The sequence below is a fragment of the Streptococcus sp. 9.1 genome, assembly GCF_016648815.1.
Classification (GTDB): domain Bacteria; phylum Bacillota; class Bacilli; order Lactobacillales; family Streptococcaceae; genus Streptococcus; species Streptococcus salivarius_E.
On record NZ_JACLQS010000001.1, the window covers coordinates 134,986 to 157,315 of the forward strand.

Here is a 22,330-nt window from a genome sequence, read left to right on the forward strand (position 1 = left end):
TCACTAACGCATTCTTATACGATAATTAGTCTTATAAGGCATTAGGGCTGATGAGTTGAACTTATCACATTCCAAAACCATCTTACCCCTTCACTCCATTATAACACTTCCACTAGGCAAGAGTCAGAATATTTGTGCATTTTCTGCAAAAAGAAAAAGCCTTTTCAGGCTTCTTTAAATGAAATCTTTTTGAGACTTTCCTTAAGTGAGTACGGATGTCAGCGACCTTCTTCGAAATTCCATGACTAATTTTTGAGCCTAAAGTCTCAAAAATTCCGAGTGGCTGGTTCTAAAATGGTTCAGCCACTTTTCTCACAACAGTAAGTCTCCATATACAACAACATGACTGATAGAATACAAGCTTTATTCAATATGAACTTAAATTTTTTAATAATCTTCATCCCTAACAAAACTCTGCATTAAGGATAATTCACGAATATAGTCTATATATTTATAAACACTCTCGATATCGTGCCCTTCTCGAAGCAAGGCTGCCACCACATAGGCATATTCTTGTGATAAATCAGTCTGAAAAATCGCACTATCATCAGTATTAATAGAAACTGATAAATTATATTTCGATTCTGGTTTGATGTAACTACTATTCAGTTCTAATAAAGGAAGATCAATATATTTATTGATAAAAGATATTTTTCGATTAGATGTTGGATTACCCTCTATTCCAATCTCCATGCGATATATTTTTAGTCTTAAAATAAATTGTACCAACTTCACAGCATCAATATAAATAGAACTTGCTTCTCCTGTAAACGTTTTAAAATGGTTAGCTTTGTATTTATCACAGTAATGATATTTTATATACAATTCCCTTGCCTTAGGATTGTTGGCAGCTGATTGATGTTTCGAATCGTGCCAATTAATTCTAGTTTGACAACAAAATTTCACTTTATCATAGTTCCACCTATCACCATACTCTAAATAAACCTCAGGATCATCTCCTCGAAGCTTGTATGCCTCATAAAAGTCATAGAGTGTATATAACTTATCAAAATTATAATTTCCCTTTACTCGGTCAAATTCTCTTTCCAACATACTTAAAATATCATATTCTTTATAAGATAAATTTGAAATAAAATCCTTAACTTCAAACCTATCTATATGAGCTCTAATGAAATGATACATCCAAACAATATCATCAAAATACTCCTCAACATTCGATACAATCGTATAACGTTTCTTTTTAAAATAAGCATTAACATTTAAACCTAAGGCAAGTCCATGTCCAAAACGATCTCCCGAACCATAATCTAAAAATTCAATAACCTCATCCATAGCACGTAAGCCATTTGCAAGAGTCGTAAAGTCTTCACCCGCATGGTAGGTAATTCCAAAACTATGAGATTCTTTGATTTCCTTACGCAACAATCTAAAACTTGGTCCAAAAACCTCTGGTCTAACATTAAGTTCATAATTAGCTGTATCGACACCAACAATCTTGTCATACTGACTCTTTTCGTTATCATCAGCATATTGAATACTTTCAAAATAAGCAAGTAAAGGATTGATTTGATTTTTCAAGTTGATGTATGACTTTTCTTTACGAGATACCCCACACTCTATATTAAAATCGTTTTTATCTTTAATAAAATGAACAATAATACCATACTTGAGTAGTTCATTCTCTCTATTAACCCTCATTGCAATCTTCTTATTCGCCCTATTTAAAGAACTAATCAGAGAATTATAAGACTTTATATTTTTCTTTGGTGCAATCCTAAATTCAACTTTCTTAACATTCTTTTCGGAGTAATATTTATCAAAGACTGAATCCAAGATTCTAGAATTGTCATCGCAAATGAGAAGATTTTCCTTAATATTTTCGCTACGTTTGAACTTCTCAAAACCCATTCCAACATTATCTTGACTAAAGAATTTCTTAAATCTATTAGTAGCTAATAAATAACAGTTTAACAAATAGAGATCAAAGTGAGACATTTTACCACTAAGATAAGCACTAAATAACTCTTTAAGAAACATTCTTTCTACTAAGAAAGGGTATTTGGGATTTCCAGAAATAAAACGATACTTTTCTTCCCAACAACTAGAAAGTGAACTCAGGTCATCATCAATTCTAGACTGGATTAACTCTAACTCTTCTTTGTTTACTGTGTGAAGTAAAAGTCTAACATTTTTCTTAAACTCTTGATATTTTTCACTTTCGTCATAGTGAACTAAGTACTTCCCAAAAAGATAATATTTAACGACTTTGATTTTTAAAAACGCCAGTTCTTCCTGTTCATAATCCATATCAAAGGTTTTCAAAATCTCAAAAAAAATCTTAGATTTTGCTTGTAAGTAATCGCCGTGAATTTCTGTTGAAAAATCATACCAGTTCATGTCACTAGTATAGCCAGACCCCTTTAGATGCATATGGTTATCACTTATTCCCTTAGAAAGTATAGAATTCAACCTAGCATTATCATGGCTAACCTTATGGGAATCGTCAGACAAAATATTTCGTCCCTCTAAAGCAGATTTCATTGCAAACAGAATGTTTGCATCAATCTTATTAATAATACCATTCCACTCTAAGAGGTGGTCAAAATGAATCGTTACTTTTCCATTTCGATAAAACATTAAGTTATCCGCTATATAAACAAAAAAGTTTATTGTATTCCCCTCAAATCCAGTTGGCGAAACCTTCTTTGATAGTTCGACATATTTATCTAGTAAACAATTAATTTCATCATCATTATAGTCATAATAAATCTCCCGATATATTTTTTCTACTTCATTAAGATAATCTAATCCAAATTCATATTTATTATGGGTTAGCCAGAAAAACGAATGCCAGTTTTGAGAATAAGATTCGTCACGCAAGTGACCATCCATCTCTATTCTTAGAGCTCTTTGAAGTGGAAAATCCTTATAAAATACACGTAAAAAGCGATCTATCTGTTTCATTGACAATTTACCTTACTTTAAGTATTTATTATAAAACTCTGCTAACTTATCAAAGTCGGCTCTAAGATATGTCTTTTCATCATTTATATGTTTCAGTATAATATCAAATTGTTGCTTCTCTTCGCCTTTTAAAAATACAAGATCTTTTTTCAATCTACGAACTAATTTTTCACGTCTATCCCCTATTGTATCTATTTTCACGTTTAATTTACTCTTAAAATAATTAACCGCTTCATAAAAATATCTGAACTTACTTCTATACAGCTTTTCACTATTTTCATTATTCTTTTCTGAATCACCTACTAAATGTTCATAGTAACTAGAATAAGACTCTATATCGTCTAGTGGATATAAGGGAGGATAGTTAATAGGAAACTCTTTTTTTTCATTTTTATTGTTAAACATATAAGTCCTCATGGTATTAGCATCGTAATCGAAGTTCAAAAGAGCCTTCTTTCCAGATATAGTACCATTAATATTCTTAAGCACAGTCTCAAAAGGTTTTGTGGGTGTACTTGATATATAATTTTGTCTCACAAAGATATCTACCTGAAAAGCATTTTTGAAGAAATAAGGTGCTTGTTGTTCCTCTTTCTCGACTAGATTAATAATACTATTGATTACATAATCCCCCTTATTACATGAGATATAAAATGACAAGTAATATTTAGCTGCTCGTTCAAAATAAATAGGGTTAAAAGTATAAAGTTTTCTATATACAAATTGACTAAACCCTCTTTGGATATTCTGTCTGATATCCCCAAAGGCACTAATCTCAGAGTTAATAAAATTATTTACAAAGTCATTAAATGTTGTATTAGTACAATTCACCTGTTTATTCAAATCAAGAGTATATTCACCATTATCTCTCTCAGGATTTCTGTAATCAAAATAATTGAAGTCTTCCGGCATAAAGCTGCAATTTATGAGTTGCAAAAATTCATCTAGTTCAGGAATCCTTTTATAGATTTCTGTGATTACTTCTTTAAAATATTTTTTCTGTTCATCTTTCTGTATAATAGAACCGTTATTGTTAAAGTAATTAATTCTTTTTTCCTTGTAAGACTTAATAACCGAATCCCCACTTTTTACTAAATCTTTGAGTTTATTATAACTCCAAAAAAAATTAATCGAGAGCTCTATTGAATAATTAAGCTTAACAATATAAAGAAAATAATTCTCTAATCTATTATTTAAAATATTTTTTTGATATTTCTCAGCCTCAATACGTGCCAATACATCTCCAAAGGTAATATTATAATCCGTTCTATTTTCTAAATCATAAGGATAACCTTTTAGTTTATCACTACGATTTAAAAAACGATATGTTATCATATTTTTATGAAACGGTTTTGAAGCTTCCCACTCATTAAAGTAATCCAGTATGCTAGAATTTGAAGCAAATTGTATACTTACCTTAAAGGATTTATAGCGTTTCAATATTTCAAGATTTGAAAGTATATTTTTTGAGAAGTCTTTATCATCAATCGTTCCCAATGGCTTCATATTATCAAACATTTCAAAACATTGAATCAATTCCCTTAAACTTCTAGGTAAAAATTGATGAGTATCTTCTCTTGTATCTACCGGTTTAATGTATAAATCTGTGTGCCTATGAATGTACTTATAAAACCATTCCTCAACTGTAAACTCTAACGATTCACTTCTCGAATTAACTATATGTAAATTGTCATTTACAATATAATGATTTTCACCAATAATCTCAAGTGAACTTAAAATTTTTGTAATTGGAAGTTTTAAAACATCATCTTGACTATATAATTTTATTCTATTTCCATAGGGAACTAGCTTAACAAGGAATTGTTCAATTTGTGAATATAGTTCATCACTTTCAATAATATTTTGACCAATAAGATTCTTATTATCATTAAATCTATCTTCAAATAACGAATTCTCTAACTGTCTTTCTCGATAGGCAAATATAATGATTAGCTTTTTATCCAAATAGCGTTGCATTTCAGTCAAAAATTGAGAGACCAACGAATTTTTCACTAAATCTAAATCATCAATGATCAAAACAAAATCTTTTACAATTTGTCCTTGAAATTCAAGTATTCCCTTCAAACAATCTAATATATCTGCGAAAATAACTTCTAAACCTAGGCGATCAGATAAGGCCTGCAACATCGCATTTTCTGGCTGCCCGTTTTTATAGTACTCCTTTTCTTGCTTCTCAGCACCAATGGCAGCCATAGCTTTTTTTAATAACCTTTTCAACTCTGAAAGTTTTATACAATTTCCTTGATTATCTTTAGAAATTATATTAATCAATCCATCTAAATGTGATAAAAAAACATCTATTATTGTCATATTAGAAGACAATATTTCAGAACCCACAATATCAAAAACATAGTAGTCATCACTCAAGATATTCTTTAGAGATTTTAAAAAAGAAGTTTTACCAGACCCACGTTCCCCGGCAATTGAGATATTCCTTGATATTACTTCACCTTTTGAATCTTTTTCGTTATCAAAATGATTCAACATTTCTTTTACAGCATCTAGTTGTTTTTTAAATAAATAGTTTTCAGAATCCTCATTCAATGTTACTGTCTCTATGACTATCGGCTTTTTAAACTTCTCCCAATTAATTTTCTCTACGTAGTTCTCCATGAAATATTCTCCTAATAAGATAACTTTTAACCATGAAAATGATTTTCATGACTCCCTTATTCTATCACTTATTTTCAGCCATAACAATAAAGCTTTCATGAAATCTGCAAAAAGAAAAAGCCTTTTCAGGCTTCTCCTCTTATTGTTCGAAAGTTTGTTGAGCGATGAGCTTATTATAGTTTTCTTCATCTTCTTGGTTATCACGGACAACCTTAGATACTGTAAATGAAGATGAAATCAAACCAACACATCCCATGAGATAGTAACCCTTAACCATCAAAGGCTCTTTAAGGGTATAGAGGCCTACCAACATCAAGATTACGAAGAAGCCAAATGATCCCCATGCCATCATGTTGAAAGATGTTGTGTTACGATACACTTTTTTCTTTACTTTGTTCATAAAGTTAGTCTCCTTTTATATACTAAGACTATTATACCAACAATGTAAGCCTTTCACAACTCAAAACATGAAAAGGTTCTCATCATTCCTTAACTTTCCAATTGTTCTGATAGGTCACCCCACTCTTCCATCAGAGCTTCTTGATTGACTGATAAGTCATCCAGCTCTTTCTGTAAGTCAGACAATTCTGCCACGTCATTTGTTTCAAGCATGGCAGCAGAGATTTCCTCCAATCGTTCTTCAATCGTCTCTAGCTCATTTTCAATTTGCTCAATGCGTCGGCTTAATTTACGCATCTCTTTTTGATTGGCTTTTTGAGCTTGATAATCACTAGCACCCGCTGAAGCTACTTGGACTTCCTCTGTTACTTGATTTTCCTCTGCTTCAAGACGTGCTAACTCTTCAAGCTCCGCCTTCTTTTCAAGGTAGTAATCATAATCTCCAAGATAAATGGTTGCCCCATCCTCAGAAATTTCCATCACTTTGGTTGCCACACGGTTGATAAAGTAACGGTCATGACTGACAAAGAGAAGCGTTCCATCAAAGTCAATGAGGGCATTTTCCAAGACTTCCTTGCTGTCAATGTCCAGGTGGTTGGTCGGCTCATCTAGGATGAGAAAGTTGTTGTTTTCCATTGATAATTTAGCTAGGAGCAGGCGAGCTTTCTCACCACCAGAAAGCATTGAAACAGACTTTTTGACATCATCACCTGAGAAGAGAAAGGCTCCAAGACGGTTACGAATCTCAACTTCAGGAGTTGTCGCAAAATCATTCCACAACTCATCAAGAACAGTGTTCGACGGTGTCAAGGCAGATTGTGTTTGGTCATAGTAACCCACTTCAACATTAGCACCATAGGTTGACGTTCCCTTGATAAAAGGCAATTTACCCACTACCGACTTGATAAAGGTTGTTTTCCCGATACCATTTGGACCCACAATGGCGATTGCATCCATTTTCTTAACATCCAGGGAAATAGGCTCCGATAGAATCTCATCGTCATAACCAATAGCAGCATCCTTAACTGTCAAGACCACATTCCCAGAGACCTTATCCGCATGAAAAGTCATATTAGCTGACTTCTGGCCTTCTGTTGGCTTATCCAGACGTTCCATTTTCTCTAGCTGTTTGCGACGGGCTTGAGCACGCTTAGTTGTAGAAGCACGGACAATATTACGATTAACAAAGTCCTCCAACTTAGCAATTTCCTTTTGTTGTTTTTCGAAGTTCTTTGCTTCAGTGGCCAACTTTTCAGCCTTAAGGTCCATGAATTTTGAATAGTTTCCGACATAACGATCTAAACTATGTTTGGTCAAATCCAGGGTTACTGTCGCCACCTTATCCAAAAAATAACGGTCGTGACTGACAATGATTAGAGCTCCCTGATAATTGACCAGGTAATTCTCCAACCAGGCAATGGTTTCGATATCCAAGTGGTTAGTCGGTTCATCCAGTACCAAGAGTTCAGGCTTCTCAAGCAGCATTTTCGCCAAAGCTAAGCGCGTGTTTTGCCCTCCAGAAAGATCTGAAATAGGCATCTCCCACATGCTTTCATCAAACTTAAAACCATTGAGAATGGCTCTGATATCAGATTCATAGGTAAAACCACCTCGCTGTCTGAAATCCTCAGAAAGGCGATCGTAGTCAGTCATTAACTTGTCCAAGTCTGACCCAGTTAACTCAGCCATCTTCATTTCCATGTCACGAAGGCGTTTTTCGTCTGCACGAAGACCTGCAAAAACATTTAACATTTCCGCATAGATGGTATTGCTAGACTCAAAGCGACTATCCTGAGCTAAGTAAGACAAATTCAAATCACGTTTTGTGTTGATTTCACCACTTGTCGGCGCTTCCTCTCCAACCAAAATTTTCAATAGGGTTGATTTCCCAGCACCGTTACGTCCAACAAGGGCAATACGATCGCGTTCATCTACCTGAATATTAATATTATCAAAGAGCACATCCCCTGAGAAAGAGCGCTCAATCTTGTTTCCTTGTAAAATAATCATAACGTTTCAATTATACCAAAAAAGCCAAGCTCCTGCTTAGGCTTTCTGACTTTCTTTCAAAATGCTTGCTACCTTAGTATTAATCAAATCGATAGCAACAGTATTTGTGACACCTTCAGGAATCACCACATCTGCGTAGCGTTTCGTAGGTTCGATAAACTGGTGGTACATAGGTTTAACCACACTGATATATTGCTCAATAATACTATCCAAGCTACGGCCACGCTCTTCCATGTCACGCTTGATACGACGGATAATACGAATGTCATCATCAGTATCTACAAAAAGCTTGATATCCATCAAGTCACGCAAGCGTTTATCCTCAAGTACCAAAATCCCTTCAACAATGAAGACATCCTGTGGTTCCTGACGATAAGTCTTTTCACTACGAGTGTGTTGGGTGTAGTCATAAATCGGAATATCCACTGGACGCCCAGCAATCAGCTCATTGATGTGTTCAATCATAAGATCTGTATCGAAGGCAAAGGGATGATCGTAGTTAGTTGATACACGCTCTTCAAAAGTCAAATGTGACTGATCCTTATAATAAGAATCATGCTCAATCATAGCAATTTTCTCATCTGGAAAATTTGATAGAATGGCACGAGAAACACTGGTCTTACCCCCACCAGAGCCACCCGTAACCCCAATAATAATCGGTTTTTTAGGCATGGTAAATTCCTATCTAATATAGTCTTTCTTATTTATTCTACACTAAATCATGATATAATAAAAGCAAATCCATATAGAAAATGAGACTTTTATGTTTAAAAACTTTCCTGAACAATGGCAAGACCTCCTTAAAGAAAAAGGAATCACTACAGAGACTGCCATTCAAAAAGAACTCTTTGCACCAATCACTGAAGGAGACAATATCCTAGGTATCAGTCCTACAGGAACAGGTAAGACTCTAGCCTACCTTCTCCCATTGCTCCTCTTACTCAAGCCCAAAAAATCTCAGCAATTGCTTATCCTAGCACCCAATTCAGAGCTTGCTGGACAGATTTTTGATGTGACCAAACAATGGGCTGAGCCACTAGGACTCACTGCCCAACTCTTCCTTTCTGGCTCTAGTCAAAAGAGACAAATTGAACGCCTGAAGAAAGGACCGGAAATTCTCATCGGAACACCTGGCCGTGTCTTTGAGCTGATTAAACTCAAAAAGATCAAGATGATGAATGTCAACACCATCGTCCTAGATGAATTTGATGAGCTTCTCAGTGATAGCCAATACCACTTTGTGACAAAAATCAGCCACCATGTTCCTCGTGACCATCAAATGATTTATATTTCGGCAACCAACAAAATTGATGATCAAAATCTTGTCGAAAATACCATCGTTTATGACCTATCTGATCAGGAATTAGACACCATCAAACATTATTATATCAGCGTTGATAAACGTAACCGTGTCGAACTTCTTCGTAAATTCTCCAATATTCCTGACTTCCGTGGCCTTGTCTTTTTCAACAGTCTTTCTGACCTTGGGGCTACTGAAGAACGCCTCCAATTTAACGGGGCCTCAGCGGTATCATTGGCTAGTGACATCAACGTCAAATTCCGTAAGGTTATCTTGGAAAAATTCAAGAATCATGAGATTTCACTCTTACTAGGTACTGACCTCTTGGCACGCGGCATCGATATTGAAAATCTAGAGGTAGTCATCAATTTCGATATTCCTCGAGATCGCGAAGCCTATACTCACCGTGCAGGACGTACTGGTCGTATGGGAAATGAAGGTAGCGTCATTAGCTTTGTAACCCATCCAGAAGACCTCAAAAAACTTAAAAAATTCGCCAAAGTTTCAGAACTGGTTCTTAAAAATCAAGAACTTCACGAAAAATAAGGCATTACAAAAGCACTTCAGAGTAAACTGAAGTGCTTTTAACATATACAAATTAGGCTTTTTTACCAAAGTCCTCAATCATTTGTTCCATTTCCTCACGACTTGGAGTTGTCAACATATAGAGGAAGTCACCTTGCAACTCCGCAAAGGCTGCAGGCATGATTTTCTTAACTTTAAGTTGTTCACGATACTTATCAAAAAGTTCTTCTTCTGAATAAGCATAGTGAGAGCTTGCACGACGTGAAGTCGCCAAACAGTAAAGTGGCTCAAACTGAGAAGCTGGGAATGGTTCGCCAGCAACGATATCCGCATACCCCTTGTACAAATCGAGAGAGTGAGCATAGTTATACACGTCGATTGTGAAACCACCTGCTGGACGGTTGTTATATTCAATAGCAATATAATCGTCACCATCACGGAAGAACTCAATATGGAAGAAACGTTCCTTCATACCAAATTCTTTGACAATTGCCTCACCATACTTACGTAACTTAGGATCCATTTCCTTAAGAACGTAGTAAGAATTATCCATCTTGTAAATCATCAAGTCAAGTGGTGTGTGGGCATAATCAAAAGTTGTCGAGAAGACAATATTACCGTCATGATCAATCAAACCATCGAAAGTACAGATTTCGCTTGAAGTTACAAATTTTTCAAAGAAATAAACTGTTTCATGATCCCACTCAGCCTTAAAGTGATTGATATCATCTTCTGTTTCAAGTTTGAAGGTTGCAGCTGCACCAACCCCATTATCTGGCTTAGCAATCATTGGAAGACCGATTTCTTTCACAGCTTTATCCACATCTTCATCAGTTTTAATGACAGCACCAGGTACAACTGGAACTCCAGCTTTTTGGAAGAGTTTTTTCATTTCAGACTTAAATTTAGTCTTCTTAAGATCTTCTGGCTTAGCACCAAAAACATTGAACTGTTCACGAAGAGCAGCATCCAATTCCAACCAGTATTCGTTATGAGATTCGATTCGGTCAATTGGTCCGTGTTTATAGAAAAGAAAGGCTACCGCACGTTTAACTTCATCCAAGTTTTCCAGATTGTCTACACGGAAGTACTCAGTCAAAGCCTCTTTCAAAGGTTGATCCAATTGTTCATAAGGCTCTTGACCAATACCAAGAACAGTGATGCCCTTATTAGCAAGTTCAACTGTAAACTGTTGGAAGTTTTGTGGATAGTATGGTGAAATAACAAGATAATTCATTAGTAATTCCTCTTTTATAGTTATTTAGATGGGATGGACAAAGAAATTATAGGTTCATATTGTCAAGGAAATAAGGCATTTGTTTACGCCACCATTCCCAATCGTGAGCGACATCATGACCCCACTCAGAGAACCAAGCTGGAATATTCTTTTGTTCAAAGGCTTCCTTGAGTTTATAGTAAGATGGAAGACCATCTTGTTCCCATGCACCAAGACCTGTACATACGATGATCTCAGCTTGACGGTAGCGGTCGATAAACCAACCATCATTTTGGTTCCAGATATAATCTGATGGGGAATTTTGGTAAATAGCTTCGTCCCCTCCAAACTCACCCACAAAGAAACGAGCATCGTAGACACCACTAAGGGCTACTACTTTATTGAAAACATCAGGGTGTTGCAAGAAGAAATTAAGCGCATGGTATGCCCCCATTGAACAACCTGTTGTCATCATTGGATCAAACCAACCAGTTTTGTGTTTGATAAATGGAATAGCTTCTTCAATAACATAACGTTCATAAGCGCGATGCATTTCAGCACGATCATGTGGGTTTTTCCAATCACAAAGCCAGCTTTCACTATCAACACTTGAAAGTGTAAAGAATTGTACGCGTCCTTCTTCGATAAAACGTGCACAAGCATCAATCATACCAAAGTCATAGTATTCGTTATGGCTACCACCTGATGAGGCAAAAACCACAACAGGGATACCAGCGTGACCGTAACGGTTAACATACATTTCACGGTTAAGTTGACCACTCCAGTGGCTAAGATGTTCGATATTCATATTTATATTCCTTTTCCTAAATTAAATTAATTTGCGTTAATAAAGACTAGTCCCATTTTTCAGCGAAAAAGCGAAGACAGTCTGGTAAATTCTCAGCCCAAGCTTCTTCATTGTGTTCAGCACCAGACTGAATGTGAATCTTGATATTTTCCAAATCAACCCCACGAGCAATCAAATCATGGTAATAGCTCAATGAAGAGTCTATATAAGCCTGCTTAATATTACCAGCCATCAAGGTCTTGTCAGTATCATCAGCTTCCTCAGTTCCTACATATATGTAGACACGTTGATCTGAATCGAGCTTTTGACGCGACATGTAACGATCAAAAGCATCCTGATGCAACCAGTTAGCTGAAGAAAATACCCCAAGACAACCAATCTGCTCCTTATAATCAAGCCCCATAAACTGAGTGATATTACCACCGAGAGATGAACCAATCATAGCTGTATGCTGACGGTCAGAGAGGGTACGGTATTCCTTATCAATAAAGGGTTTAACCACATCCATGACAAACTCTGCATACTCTACACCCTTACCTCCGAACTGGACACCAGGGATATTAGATTCTTGGTACTTCCACGCAGAATACTCATTCATACGGCCAGGACCATCATTATCAATGGCTACAACAATCATGCGCGAAATATCAGGATTACGCTTGATTGTTGGGATAATCTTCCAAGAATAGCCAGAAAAGGACTCCTTACTATAAAGAACATTCTGACCATCATGGAAATACACGACAGGGTAAGAACGATCTGTATCCGTTTCATAGTTCTTAGGTAGAAGAACACGCACACGACGAAGTTGACCAGTGTATGGTACCTCTAACTCATGCGTCTTCATAACCAAGTAAAAATAAGATTTATTCATTGTCAGAAAACTCTCTATATTCGAAATTTAGTTCTATTATACCATATTTTAAAAGAAAAAGAGCCCCTATTATTGGGACTCTTTACACTTTTTTAATGATTGAATAGCTACACTCTTAGTAGTTTGCGATATCAAATACTGTTGATTTCACACGAGTCATAGCTTCGATAGAGTATTTCACACCTTGAGTTCCGGCACCAGATCCTTTAACACCAAGGAATGGGAAGTTGTCTGTACCACGTTGTGTTTTGTTGTTGATGTGAACTGTACCAACTTCAAGTTGTTCAGCAATTGCAAATGCACGTGGGTAGTCTTGTGTGAAGACAGCACCTTGAAGTCCAAATTCAGATTCGTTAGAAATCTTGATTGCTTCTTCAACTGAAGATACACGGATGAATGGCAATACTGGACCAAATGGTTCTTCCCAAGCAAGACGCATGTCAGTTGTCACATGGTCAAAGACAGCTGGGTAGATAAGGTTACCTTCACGTTTCAATTCAGTTTTAGCAGTAGCACCTTGTTCAACGGCATCATCAATCAAACCTTGAACGAAGTCAGCTGCTTTTGTATCGATAAGTGGTGTAACGCTTGCGCTTTCTTCAGGCATACCAACAGTGATATTACCTACCAAAGCAGTTACTTTTTCTACCAATTCATCTGCAACGCTATCCATTACAAGGACACGTTTGATAGCTGTACAACGTTGACCTGAATAGTCAAAGGCACCAGCAACAATGTTTTTAGCAGTCAAGTCAAGATCAGCATCTTCAAGAACGATAGCGGCATCTTTACCACCAAGTTCAAGCATGATTGGACGCATAGCTGCCAAACGACCGATATTTTCACCAACTGGTGTTGAACCTGTGAAGTTGATGAAATCAACTGCTTTGTGTTCAACGATGTAGTCACCGATAACAGAACCACGACCTGTGATAGAGTTCAAGACACCTGCAGGGATACCAGCTTCAACAAATGTTTCAACCAAAAGAAGACCTGAGATAGAACCTTGTGTTGGTGGTTTGAAGGCAACAACGTCACCAGCAATCAAGGCAGGAGCAATTTTAGAACCAGCCAAGTTTACTGGGTAGTTAAATGGAGAGATAGCAAGGACAAGACCTACTGGTTCGCGACGAACAACAGCGATTTTTTTCTTGCTACCAGCGTCAAATGCACCACCTTCAAGTACTTCACCTTCCAAACGCAAACCTTCTTCAGCTGCATAGTGGATGATTTCAGCAGTACGAACAACTTCACCGATTGCAGATTTCAAACCTTTAGAGATTTCTTTAGAAAGAACTTGACCGATTTTTTCTGCATCACGTTCCAAGATATCTGCTGCTTTATGAAGGTAAGCTGCACGTTCAGCATATGAAAGCGCACGCCATGCTGGAAGTGCTGCTTTAGCTGCTGCGTAGACTTCGTCTACTTCAGCTTGGCTCATTGCTGGAACTGATCCAAGTTCCTCACCGTTTGCAGGTGCATAGATAGTAATTTCGTTTTCAGATGTTTTCCACTCACCATTGACATAGTTTTTGTATTGTTTAGCCAAGATAGTAACTCCTTTTATCTATTATAAAACCTATTTTATCATTTTTTTAGAAATATTCCAAGATTTAAACGAGAATTATTCAGAAAATTTTGACAAAAAATAGTTAAAATTGTTAACCTAGGTTAGCCGTATTCTACTCCTAACTAAAGAATGAGTCAATTATTTTGTCTCCGTTTAGATATAAAAAAAGTGAAAGCCTAAGCCTCCACTTTTTATGATTAGTCTACGTTAACGTATTCTTTTGAAAGTTCAAGAACTTCTTCCATTGTTGCACATTCAGTAAGAGCACGGTTAGCGTATTCTTCCATTTTAGCTGTGTCAAGTTTCTTCATCAAGCTACGTGTACGAAGAACAGATGTCGCTGACATTGAGAACTCATCCAAGCCCATTCCAACAAGAAGTGGAACAGCAGTTTGGTCACCGGCCATTTCACCACACATACCAGCCCATTTACCTTCAGCATGAGCCGCTTTGATAACATTGTTAATCAAACGAAGGATTGATGGGTTATATGGTTGGTAAAGGTATGAAACTTGTTCGTTCATACGGTCAGCAGCCATTGTGTATTGGATAAGGTCATTTGTACCAATTGAGAAGAAATCAACTTCCTTAGCAAATTGGTCAGCAAGCATAGCTGCAGCTGGGATTTCAATCATGATACCTACTTCGATATCGTCTGCAACGGCAACACCTTCAGCAACCAATTTAGCTTTTTCTTCTTCAAGAATACCTTTAGCAGTACGGAACTCAGTCAACAAAGCAACCATTGGGAACATGATACGCAATTTACCGTGAACAGATGCACGAAGCAAAGCACGCAATTGTGTACGGAACATTTGATTACCAGTTTCAGAGATAGAAATACGCAAAGCACGGTAACCCAAGAATGGGTTCATTTCTTTAGGAAGGTCGAAGTAAGGGAGTTCTTTATCCCCACCGATATCCATTGTACGAACGACAACAGGTTTACCGTTCATACCTTCAAGAACTGCTTTGTAAGCTTCATATTGGTCATCTTCAGTTGGGAAGTCTTGAGAATCCATATACAAGAATTCTGTACGATAGAGACCAACAGCTTCAGCACCGTTATCATTTACACCTTCAACGTCTTTAGGTGTACCGATGTTAGCAGCCAATTCGAAATGTTTTCCATCAGCAGTAACTGTTTGAGCATCTTTAAGGAGAGCCCATTCAGCTTTTTGTTTAGCGTAAGCTTCACCAGCTGCTTTAAACTCAGCAATTTGCTCTTCAGTTGGGTTGATAACAACTTCACCAGTAATACCTGAAACCGCCAAAATGTCGCCATCTTTGACAAGTTCTGTGATGTTATTTGTACCAAGAACGGCTGCGATTTCAAGTGTACGAGCCATGATTGCAGAGTGACTTGTACGTCCACCGATATTAGTAACAAAAGCTTTTACGTACTTTTTGTTCAACTGAGCTGTATCAGATGGTGTCAAGTCATGAGCAACAACGATTGATTCTTCGTTAATTGTTGCTGGGTTAGGCAATTTCTTACCAAGCAAGTTAGCAAGCACACGTTTTGTAACGTCACGAATATCCGCTGCACGTTCTTGCATGTATGGGTTGTCTTCCATACCTTCAAAAATAGCGATAAACATGTCTGTTACTTCTGTCAAAGCAGCTTCAGCATTAACTTGTTTAGCACGGATAGTTTCTTTAATTTGACCAGTCATTTCTGGGTCAGCAAGAACCATCAAGTGAGCATCAAAAACGGCTGCCGCTTCTTCACCAAGGCTTTCAACTGCTTTTTCGCGGATAACAGAAAGCTCGTCTTGTGACGCCGCTAGAGCAGCATCTAGACGAGCCTCTTCTGCACTTGTATCTTCAACTGTTACAGTTTCAAATGACAAGTCCGGTTGAACAAGCAGATATGCCTTAGCAACTGCAACACCGTCAGATGCTGCGATTCCTTTAAGCATTTCTGTCATATTCTTATGCCAATCCTTCTTTTGTCATTGTTTCTGCGATTGCTGCGATTGCGTCATCAGCATCAGCACCTTCTGCAGAGATAGTTACGTCAGCACCTTGACCAACACCAAGGCTCATAACACCCATGATAGATTTAAGGTTAACTGCTTTACCTTTGTAGTCAAGAGTGATATCTGAAGCAAATTTGCTAGCTGTTTGAACAAGCAAAGTAGCTGGACGTGCGTGGATACCTGTTTCTGCAACAATGTGGAAATCTTTAGAAGCCATAATGGATTCTCCTTCTTCATTTGGAATATTTGAGTTATCAATGATAACCCTTACAATTTAGAATTATAACATAGCTAATTGAGATTAGCAAGGTTAAAACGTACTTTCTACAAGTTTTTCGAAAGCTTGTCTCTCATTTTACTGGTCATTTTCATTTTTCAAAACATAAACAAATACTAGTCTCTAGTTATTTACAACAATTTCAGAAAATTTCTTTCATGGTGTTTTCAATCGTTAATTTTCATTTTCGAGCAAAAACAATCACATAATTGAAAGAATTTGATTGCTAAAGGCACTCGTTGAATAAGCTTGTTTCCCAAATGCTAAGTCAGCTGTAAAGATATCAGCTTTAAATGTCTTCTCAATAGCACTTGTAATCAGTTGAGCTGCCTCAGTCCAACCAATATAATCTAGAAGCATGCAGCCAGATAATAAAACTGAGCAAGGGTTAGCCTTATCTTGATCCGCGATATCTGGAGCTGTTCCATGTGTTGCTTCAAAAATAGCATGGCCTGTTTGATAGTTAATGTTGGCTCCAGGGGAGATGCCGATACCACCAACTTGTGCAGCCAAGGCATCACTGGCATAATCACCATTCAAGTTAGTTAAGGCAACAACATCAAATTTTTCTGGATTCAAAAGAATCTGTTGGAGAAAGTTATCAGCGATTATATCATTAATCTCTAGACGACCAGCTAGCAATTCTGCTTTATAGTCTTCCTGAGCTACTTCATAACCCCATTTACGGAAGCCACCTTCTGTGAATTTTTGAATATTCCCTTTATGAACCAATGTCACTTTCTTTAGATTGTTCTTGAGAGCATAATCGATAGCAGAGCGAATGAGACGTTTACTTCCTTCTATTGAAATTGGCTTGATTCCGATACTACTTGATTCTGGGAAGCGAATTTTATTAACATTCATTTCTGTCTGGAGAAACTCAATCACGCGCTTGACATCTGCCGTTCCTGCTTCCCATTCAATCCCCGCATAAATATCTTCAGTATTTTCACGGAAGATAGTAATATTTGTTTTTTCTGGTTCCTTAAGTGGACTTGCTACTCCGTCAAAGTAACGAACAGGTCTAACACAAGCGTAGAGATCAAGTTCTTGACGTAAAGCTACATTTAAAGAACGAATACCACCACCTACTGGCGTCTCAAGCGGTCCCTTAATAGCTACTAAACTTTCTCGAATAGCCTCCAAGGTTTCTTTCGGCAACCATTCACCTGTTTTGTCATAAGCCTTCTTACCGGCTAAAAGCTCTTGCCACTCAATATGACGCTTTCCTTCATAGGCTACTTCTACTGCTTTATCAAAGATTGCTTGGGCATTCTTCCAGATATCATGTCCAACACCATCTCCTTCAATAAAAGGGATAATTGGACGATCAGAAACTTGAAGCTGTCCATTTTTCATTACGATTTTTTCTGCCATATAGCTTTCCTCCCTAGCGTTTTTCTAAAGGAATATACGTCATATTTTCTTGTCCGATGTACTGCGAGCGTGGACGAATCAATTTATTATTTTTTTGCTGCTCTTGAATATGAGCAATCCAGCCGGCAACACGACTCATAGCAAAGATAAGGGTGAAGATATCGCTGTCAATTCCTAGAGTATGGTATACGGTGGCTGAATAGAAGTCCACATTGGGAATCAATCCCTTCTTATCTTTCATGAATTCTTCAATTTCTTGAGACATATTAAAGAATTCTTCATTCTCAGTACCCTCTGTCAACTTTTTAGCCATATCTCTTAAGAAAATTTCACGAGGATCCTGTTTCTTGTATACACGGTGTCCAAATCCCATGATTTTTTCTTTAGAATCAAGTTTTTCCTGCAAGTAAGCATTAACATCACCAGATTCACGGATTTCTTTAAGCATATCAAAGACGCGTTCATTAGCTCCACCATGCAGGGGACCTTTTAGAGCTCCAATAGCTGTTGTGACACAAGAATAGATATCTGTCAGAGTCGAGGCACAAACACGCGCTGCAAAAGTTGAAGCATTCAACTCATGGTCAGCATGTAGAATTAATGCCTTATTCATAGCTTCAATTTCAATTTCAGAAGGTTCAACACCATTCAGCATGTAGAGAAAATTAGCTGCAAAACCTAAATCTTCTCTTGGTTTGAGAGGCATTTTACCAGTACGTAAGCGTGCAAAAGTCGTAATAATTGTAGGCAATTTAGCCATCAATTCAATACTTTGCTGATAAATTGCCTCCATGGATCTTTCCTCGGCGTCAACATTGTAAACTCCAAGAAGGGAGACTGTTGAACGTAACACACTCATTGGGTGCAAATGTGGACGAGACTGGATAAGAATGCATTGTTCTACAGCATCAGAAATATCATAGTTCTTACGCAACTCAGCTTCAAAATACTTAAGTTCCATTTGCGTAGGAAGATGACCATTCCACAAGAGATAAATCACTTCCTCAAAAGACGCTTTATTTTCCATAAACTCAGAAATATCATATCCCGAATACGATAAATGATCATCGATAATAGATGAAATCCTAGTATTACAGGCAATCATATCCTTAAGTCCATTAATTTCAACTGTTGTCATATTAGGCCCCCTTCAATTTTTTTCTTACAACCATTGGCAAGATACCACCATTTTTATAGTAGCGAATGTCAGCATCTGCATCGAAGCGTACCAAGGCTTTAAAGGTTTTGGTTTGTTCAGGTGTTGAAGCTGTAACAGTGATAACATCATGGACACCTGGATTTTCTGAAAGGTCAAAGCTAAAGGTCTCCTGTCCTGTCAATCCAAGACTTTCAGCATTTTCTCCTTCCATAAATTGGACTGGTAAAATCCCCATCATAACGAGATTTGAACGGTGGATACGCTCAAAACTCTCAGCAAGCACTACTTTTACACCAAGAAGATTAGCACCTTTAGCCGCCCAGTCACGACTTGAGCCCATACCATAATCCTTACCGGCAATTACAAGCGTATCTTGATTAGCTTCTTTATATTTCATAGCAGCATCATATATAGGTAGAATGTCACCATCATATTTAGTATATCCACCAATTTTTCCATCTGCTAGCTCATTCTTGATACGAATATTAGCAAAGGTTCCTCGCATCATGACTTCATGATTACCACGACGGCTACCATAAGAATTAAATTCTTGATAATCAACACCATTCTCAGTCAAATAACGAGCTGCTGGACTATTTCTGGCAATATTACCTGCCGGAGAAATATGGTCTGTTGTAACCGTATCTCCAAATTTAGCCAAAACCTTCAAATCTTTCAATGGTTTAATGCTCAAATCATCTCCTAAAGCATCAAAGTAAGGCGGGTTTTGAATATAGGTAGAGTTTTGATTCCATTTATAATTTTGACTTTGTTCAGTAGGAATGGCATTCCACTTCTCACTATCAGAAAAGACACTGGCATATTCATCTTGGAAGAGTTGACGGGTGACGTATTTATCAACATAAGTCTCAATTTCATCACGAGATGGCATAACATCCTCTAAATAAACAGCTTGACCATTGTCGTCAAAACCTAAAGGTTCAGTTGTCAAATCAATATTCGTGTTACCAGCTAAGGCATAAGCAACAACCAATGGTGGGCTAGCCAAGAAATTCGCTTTAACAAGTGGATTAATACGCCCTTCAAAATTACGATTTCCTGACAAAACAGCACTCGCTAATAAATCAGTGTCTACAATAGCCTTAGCCACCTCAGGACGTAAGTCTCCTGAGTTCCCAATACAGGTTGTGCAACCGTAACCTACCAAGTTAAAGCCAAGCTTATCTAGATAGGTTTGCAAGCCTGAAGCTTTGAGATAACCAGTAACAACCTTAGAACCGGGTGCCAAAGATGTCTTCACTGTTGGAGAGACTTTTAATCCTTTCTCAACCGCTTTTTTAGCTAAAAGACCGGCTGCCATAAGAACGTAAGGATTTGAAGTATTGGTACATGATGTGATAGCTGCAATGGCCACATGACCTGTTTGAATTGTTTCTGAATGATCCTCAAAGTCAACGTTTGCAGTTTTTACTAACTCTTCCTTATCCAAACCGAAACCACGGACACCTGCTTCTCGTACCACTGCATCCTGGAATTCTTGCTTAGCATCTGATAAGAGAATCAAATCTTGTGGACGTTTAGGACCTGAGATAGAAGGTTTAATAGATGACAAATCGATTTCAACAATCTTAGTATACTTGGCTTCTTTACTTGGATCATAGAAAAGATGATTGGCTTTTGTATAGGCTTCAGTGACTTGGATATGATCCTCATCACGGTTAGTTAAACGCATGTAGTTAAGAGTCTCGTCATCAATAGGAAAATAACCACAGGTCGCACCATATTCTGGTGCCATATTAGCGACTGTGGCACGGTCAGCTAGAGACAAACTCTTCAAGCCAGGTCCAAAGTACTCAACAAATTTACCAACCACATTTTCAGAACGAAGCACCTGAGTAATCTTGAGAGCCAAATCTGTTGCCGTTGCAATTTTAGGCAACTCTCCTGTCAAATGTACACCAATAACCTCTGGAATTGGAAAATAAGATGCTTCACCGAGCATCGCTGCTTCAGCTTCAATTCCGCCAACGCCCCAACCAAGGACGCCAATACCATTAATCATAGTCGTGTGACTATCTGTACCAAACATAGAGTCAGGATATAGGAGCCCATCATTTTCAATAATGACATCACTCAAAAATTCAATATTAACCTGGTGAATAATACCTGTAGCTGGTGGAACCGCACGATAATTTTCAAAAGACTTTTCAGCCCACTTAAGAAATTCATAGCGCTCGTTATTACGTTTAAACTCTAGATTGATATTATCTTCAAGAGCAGTATCACATCCGTATGAATCCACTTGGACAGAGTGGTCGATGACCAAATCTACTGGAATCTCGGGATTAATAAATTCGGCTTTACCACCATTAGCCACTATAGCATCACGCATTGAAGCTAAATCAACAACAACAGGAACTCCTGTAAAATCTTGTAAGATAACACGACTTGGTTTAAAAGGCACTTCAGAAATTGTTGGAAAATTCGGAAATTTCATTAGATCAGAAATGTGAGATTCCTTAACATCCTCGCCATCTTTTTTTCGGAGGAGACTTTCAAGTATTATTCGAATGGTATAAGGTAGCTCTCCGACCTTAACATCATGAGATTTTGCTGCTTTTTCGAGATCATAGAAAGAGAATGTCTTACCATTTACAGTTAGATTTGAACAGTATTCTTGCATACTTGAACCTCCATTAGTTAAAAATTTTCTTTATTCTACACTGTTTTTTTTGAAAAAACAAATAGAATTGGCATTTTGATGTTATATTATATAACATCAGAGGTGAGATATTTCTTTTTTAGTCAATTCCATAAACAAATCCTATTTAATTTAGGAAACTTAAAAAAGCCTTTAAAACACAAGATATAGGGTTGTGTTTCAATACTAAACACAAAATATTGTATTTTGTCGGTTCAACCTCTTGATTTTTCCCAATATTTTGGGTATTCTATATAAAGTTAAAAAGTGGCTCTCTTGGCCACTTAAAATCTTTTTATAAAGGAGTATTTGCAATGGCAAAGATTACATTGTTTTCTAAAAACAACTGCATGCAGTGCAAAATGACTAAAAAATTCCTGGAAAAGGAAGGTGCTGATTTCGAAGAAATCAACATTGATGAACAGCCAGAAAAAATCGATTACGTAAAAAGTCTTGGTTTCACTGCTGCTCCAGTTATTGAAGCAGGCGATATCGTTTTTTCAGGTTTTCAACCGACTAAACTTAAAGAAATCCTTTAATTATCAAGTTTTTAAATAGAAAGGAACTTGTTTGCTTAGTTTAATGTTTTAACCTTAATATACTATTAAACTG

16 protein-coding genes are annotated in these 22,330 nt (G+C 37.1%); 2 read left to right on the top strand and 14 right to left on the bottom strand.

Annotated elements, in window-relative coordinates; all coding sequences use genetic code 11:
- Positions 1-387: 387 nt before the first annotated feature.
- The 5 genes from H7T93_RS00595 to udk form a co-directional block, all read right to left on the bottom strand.
- Positions 388-2,925 (bottom strand): hypothetical protein, encoded by a 2,538-nt coding sequence (locus tag H7T93_RS00595; protein WP_175057518.1) that lies wholly within the window; start codon positions 2,923-2,925, stop codon positions 388-390.
- Between the two features lie 12 nt (positions 2,926-2,937).
- Complete coding sequence (locus H7T93_RS00600; RefSeq protein ID WP_175057517.1) at positions 2,938-5,559, bottom strand: ATP-binding protein; 2,622 nt, start codon at positions 5,557-5,559, stop codon at positions 2,938-2,940.
- A gap of 139 nt (positions 5,560-5,698) precedes the next feature.
- A complete protein-coding gene (locus tag H7T93_RS00605) occupies positions 5,699-5,959 on the bottom strand; it encodes a YiaA/YiaB family inner membrane protein (protein WP_048674474.1) in 261 nt (86 codons plus the stop codon).
- 89 nt (positions 5,960-6,048) lie between these two features.
- Positions 6,049-7,968 (bottom strand): ABC-F family ATP-binding cassette domain-containing protein, encoded by a 1,920-nt coding sequence (locus tag H7T93_RS00610; RefSeq protein ID WP_049528783.1) that lies wholly within the window; start codon positions 7,966-7,968, stop codon positions 6,049-6,051.
- Positions 7,969-8,004: 36 nt separating this feature from the next.
- Positions 8,005-8,640: a uridine kinase gene (gene udk, locus H7T93_RS00615; protein WP_002890688.1), complete on the bottom strand. Its 636-nt coding sequence runs from the start codon at positions 8,638-8,640 to the stop codon at positions 8,005-8,007.
- Between the two features lie 91 nt (positions 8,641-8,731).
- Between udk and H7T93_RS00620 the strand changes: the two genes are divergently transcribed.
- On the top strand, positions 8,732-9,814 hold the full coding sequence (locus H7T93_RS00620; protein ID WP_175057515.1) for a DEAD/DEAH box helicase: 1,083 nt from the start codon (positions 8,732-8,734) through the stop codon (positions 9,812-9,814).
- Positions 9,815-9,866: 52 nt separating this feature from the next.
- Here H7T93_RS00620 and H7T93_RS00625 read toward each other — a convergent pair whose 3' ends face one another.
- From H7T93_RS00625 to acnA, 9 genes are all read right to left on the bottom strand, one after another.
- Positions 9,867-11,030: an ATP-grasp domain-containing protein gene (locus tag H7T93_RS00625; RefSeq protein WP_002890685.1), complete on the bottom strand. Its 1,164-nt coding sequence runs from the start codon at positions 11,028-11,030 to the stop codon at positions 9,867-9,869.
- Between the two features lie 46 nt (positions 11,031-11,076).
- On the bottom strand, positions 11,077-11,817 hold the full coding sequence (locus tag H7T93_RS00630; protein ID WP_002884014.1) for an esterase family protein: 741 nt from the start codon (positions 11,815-11,817) through the stop codon (positions 11,077-11,079).
- A gap of 46 nt (positions 11,818-11,863) precedes the next feature.
- Positions 11,864-12,691 (bottom strand): alpha/beta hydrolase, encoded by an 828-nt coding sequence (locus H7T93_RS00635; protein WP_004182709.1) that lies wholly within the window; start codon positions 12,689-12,691, stop codon positions 11,864-11,866.
- A gap of 115 nt (positions 12,692-12,806) precedes the next feature.
- The gene (locus H7T93_RS00640; protein ID WP_175057514.1) at positions 12,807-14,240 is read right to left on the bottom strand and encodes an NADP-dependent glyceraldehyde-3-phosphate dehydrogenase; all 1,434 of its coding nucleotides are present in this window, start codon (positions 14,238-14,240) and stop codon (positions 12,807-12,809) included.
- A gap of 218 nt (positions 14,241-14,458) precedes the next feature.
- Positions 14,459-16,192 carry a phosphoenolpyruvate--protein phosphotransferase gene (gene ptsP, locus H7T93_RS00645; protein WP_175057513.1) on the bottom strand — a complete coding sequence of 578 codons (1,734 nt, stop codon included), beginning with the start codon at positions 16,190-16,192 and terminating at the stop codon, positions 14,459-14,461.
- Positions 16,193-16,196: 4 nt separating this feature from the next.
- Positions 16,197-16,460, bottom strand: a complete 264-nt coding sequence (locus H7T93_RS00650) for a phosphocarrier protein HPr (RefSeq protein WP_002884015.1) — start codon at positions 16,458-16,460, stop codon at positions 16,197-16,199.
- Positions 16,461-16,721: 261 nt separating this feature from the next.
- The gene (icd, locus tag H7T93_RS00655) at positions 16,722-17,897 is read right to left on the bottom strand and encodes an NADP-dependent isocitrate dehydrogenase (RefSeq protein WP_048674467.1); all 1,176 of its coding nucleotides are present in this window, start codon (positions 17,895-17,897) and stop codon (positions 16,722-16,724) included.
- Positions 17,898-17,910: 13 nt separating this feature from the next.
- Entirely contained in the window at positions 17,911-19,035 is a 1,125-nt protein-coding gene (locus H7T93_RS00660; RefSeq protein ID WP_014634261.1) for a citrate synthase, read from the bottom strand.
- A gap of 1 nt (position 19,036) precedes the next feature.
- Positions 19,037-21,700, bottom strand: a complete 2,664-nt coding sequence (gene acnA / locus H7T93_RS00665) for an aconitate hydratase AcnA (protein WP_070476384.1) — start codon at positions 21,698-21,700, stop codon at positions 19,037-19,039.
- Between the two features lie 332 nt (positions 21,701-22,032).
- Between acnA and nrdH the strand changes: the two genes are divergently transcribed.
- Positions 22,033-22,257: a glutaredoxin-like protein NrdH gene (gene nrdH / locus H7T93_RS00670; RefSeq protein WP_004182714.1), complete on the top strand. Its 225-nt coding sequence runs from the start codon at positions 22,033-22,035 to the stop codon at positions 22,255-22,257.
- Positions 22,258-22,330 lie beyond the last annotated feature (73 nt).

Coding starts and splice junctions, on each gene's coding strand:
- H7T93_RS00595 (WP_175057518.1), bottom strand. CDS start 2,925: ATGAAACAGATAGATCGCTTTTTACGTGTATTTTATAAGGATTTTCCA.
- H7T93_RS00600 (WP_175057517.1), bottom strand. CDS start 5,559: ATGGAGAACTACGTAGAGAAAATTAATTGGGAGAAGTTTAAAAAGCCG.
- H7T93_RS00605 (WP_048674474.1), bottom strand. CDS start 5,959: ATGAACAAAGTAAAGAAAAAAGTGTATCGTAACACAACATCTTTCAAC.
- H7T93_RS00610 (WP_049528783.1), bottom strand. CDS start 7,968: ATGATTATTTTACAAGGAAACAAGATTGAGCGCTCTTTCTCAGGGGAT.
- udk (WP_002890688.1), bottom strand. CDS start 8,640: ATGCCTAAAAAACCGATTATTATTGGGGTTACGGGTGGCTCTGGTGGG.
- H7T93_RS00620 (WP_175057515.1), top strand. CDS start 8,732: ATGTTTAAAAACTTTCCTGAACAATGGCAAGACCTCCTTAAAGAAAAA.
- H7T93_RS00625 (WP_002890685.1), bottom strand. CDS start 11,030: ATGAATTATCTTGTTATTTCACCATACTATCCACAAAACTTCCAACAG.
- H7T93_RS00630 (WP_002884014.1), bottom strand. CDS start 11,817: ATGAATATCGAACATCTTAGCCACTGGAGTGGTCAACTTAACCGTGAA.
- H7T93_RS00635 (WP_004182709.1), bottom strand. CDS start 12,691: ATGAATAAATCTTATTTTTACTTGGTTATGAAGACGCATGAGTTAGAG.
- ptsP (WP_175057513.1), bottom strand. CDS start 16,192: ATGACAGAAATGCTTAAAGGAATCGCAGCATCTGACGGTGTTGCAGTT.
- H7T93_RS00650 (WP_002884015.1), bottom strand. CDS start 16,460: ATGGCTTCTAAAGATTTCCACATTGTTGCAGAAACAGGTATCCACGCA.
- icd (WP_048674467.1), bottom strand. CDS start 17,897: ATGGCAGAAAAAATCGTAATGAAAAATGGACAGCTTCAAGTTTCTGAT.
- H7T93_RS00660 (WP_014634261.1), bottom strand. CDS start 19,035: ATGACAACAGTTGAAATTAATGGACTTAAGGATATGATTGCCTGTAAT.
- acnA (WP_070476384.1), bottom strand. CDS start 21,700: ATGCAAGAATACTGTTCAAATCTAACTGTAAATGGTAAGACATTCTCT.
- nrdH (WP_004182714.1), top strand. CDS start 22,033: ATGGCAAAGATTACATTGTTTTCTAAAAACAACTGCATGCAGTGCAAA.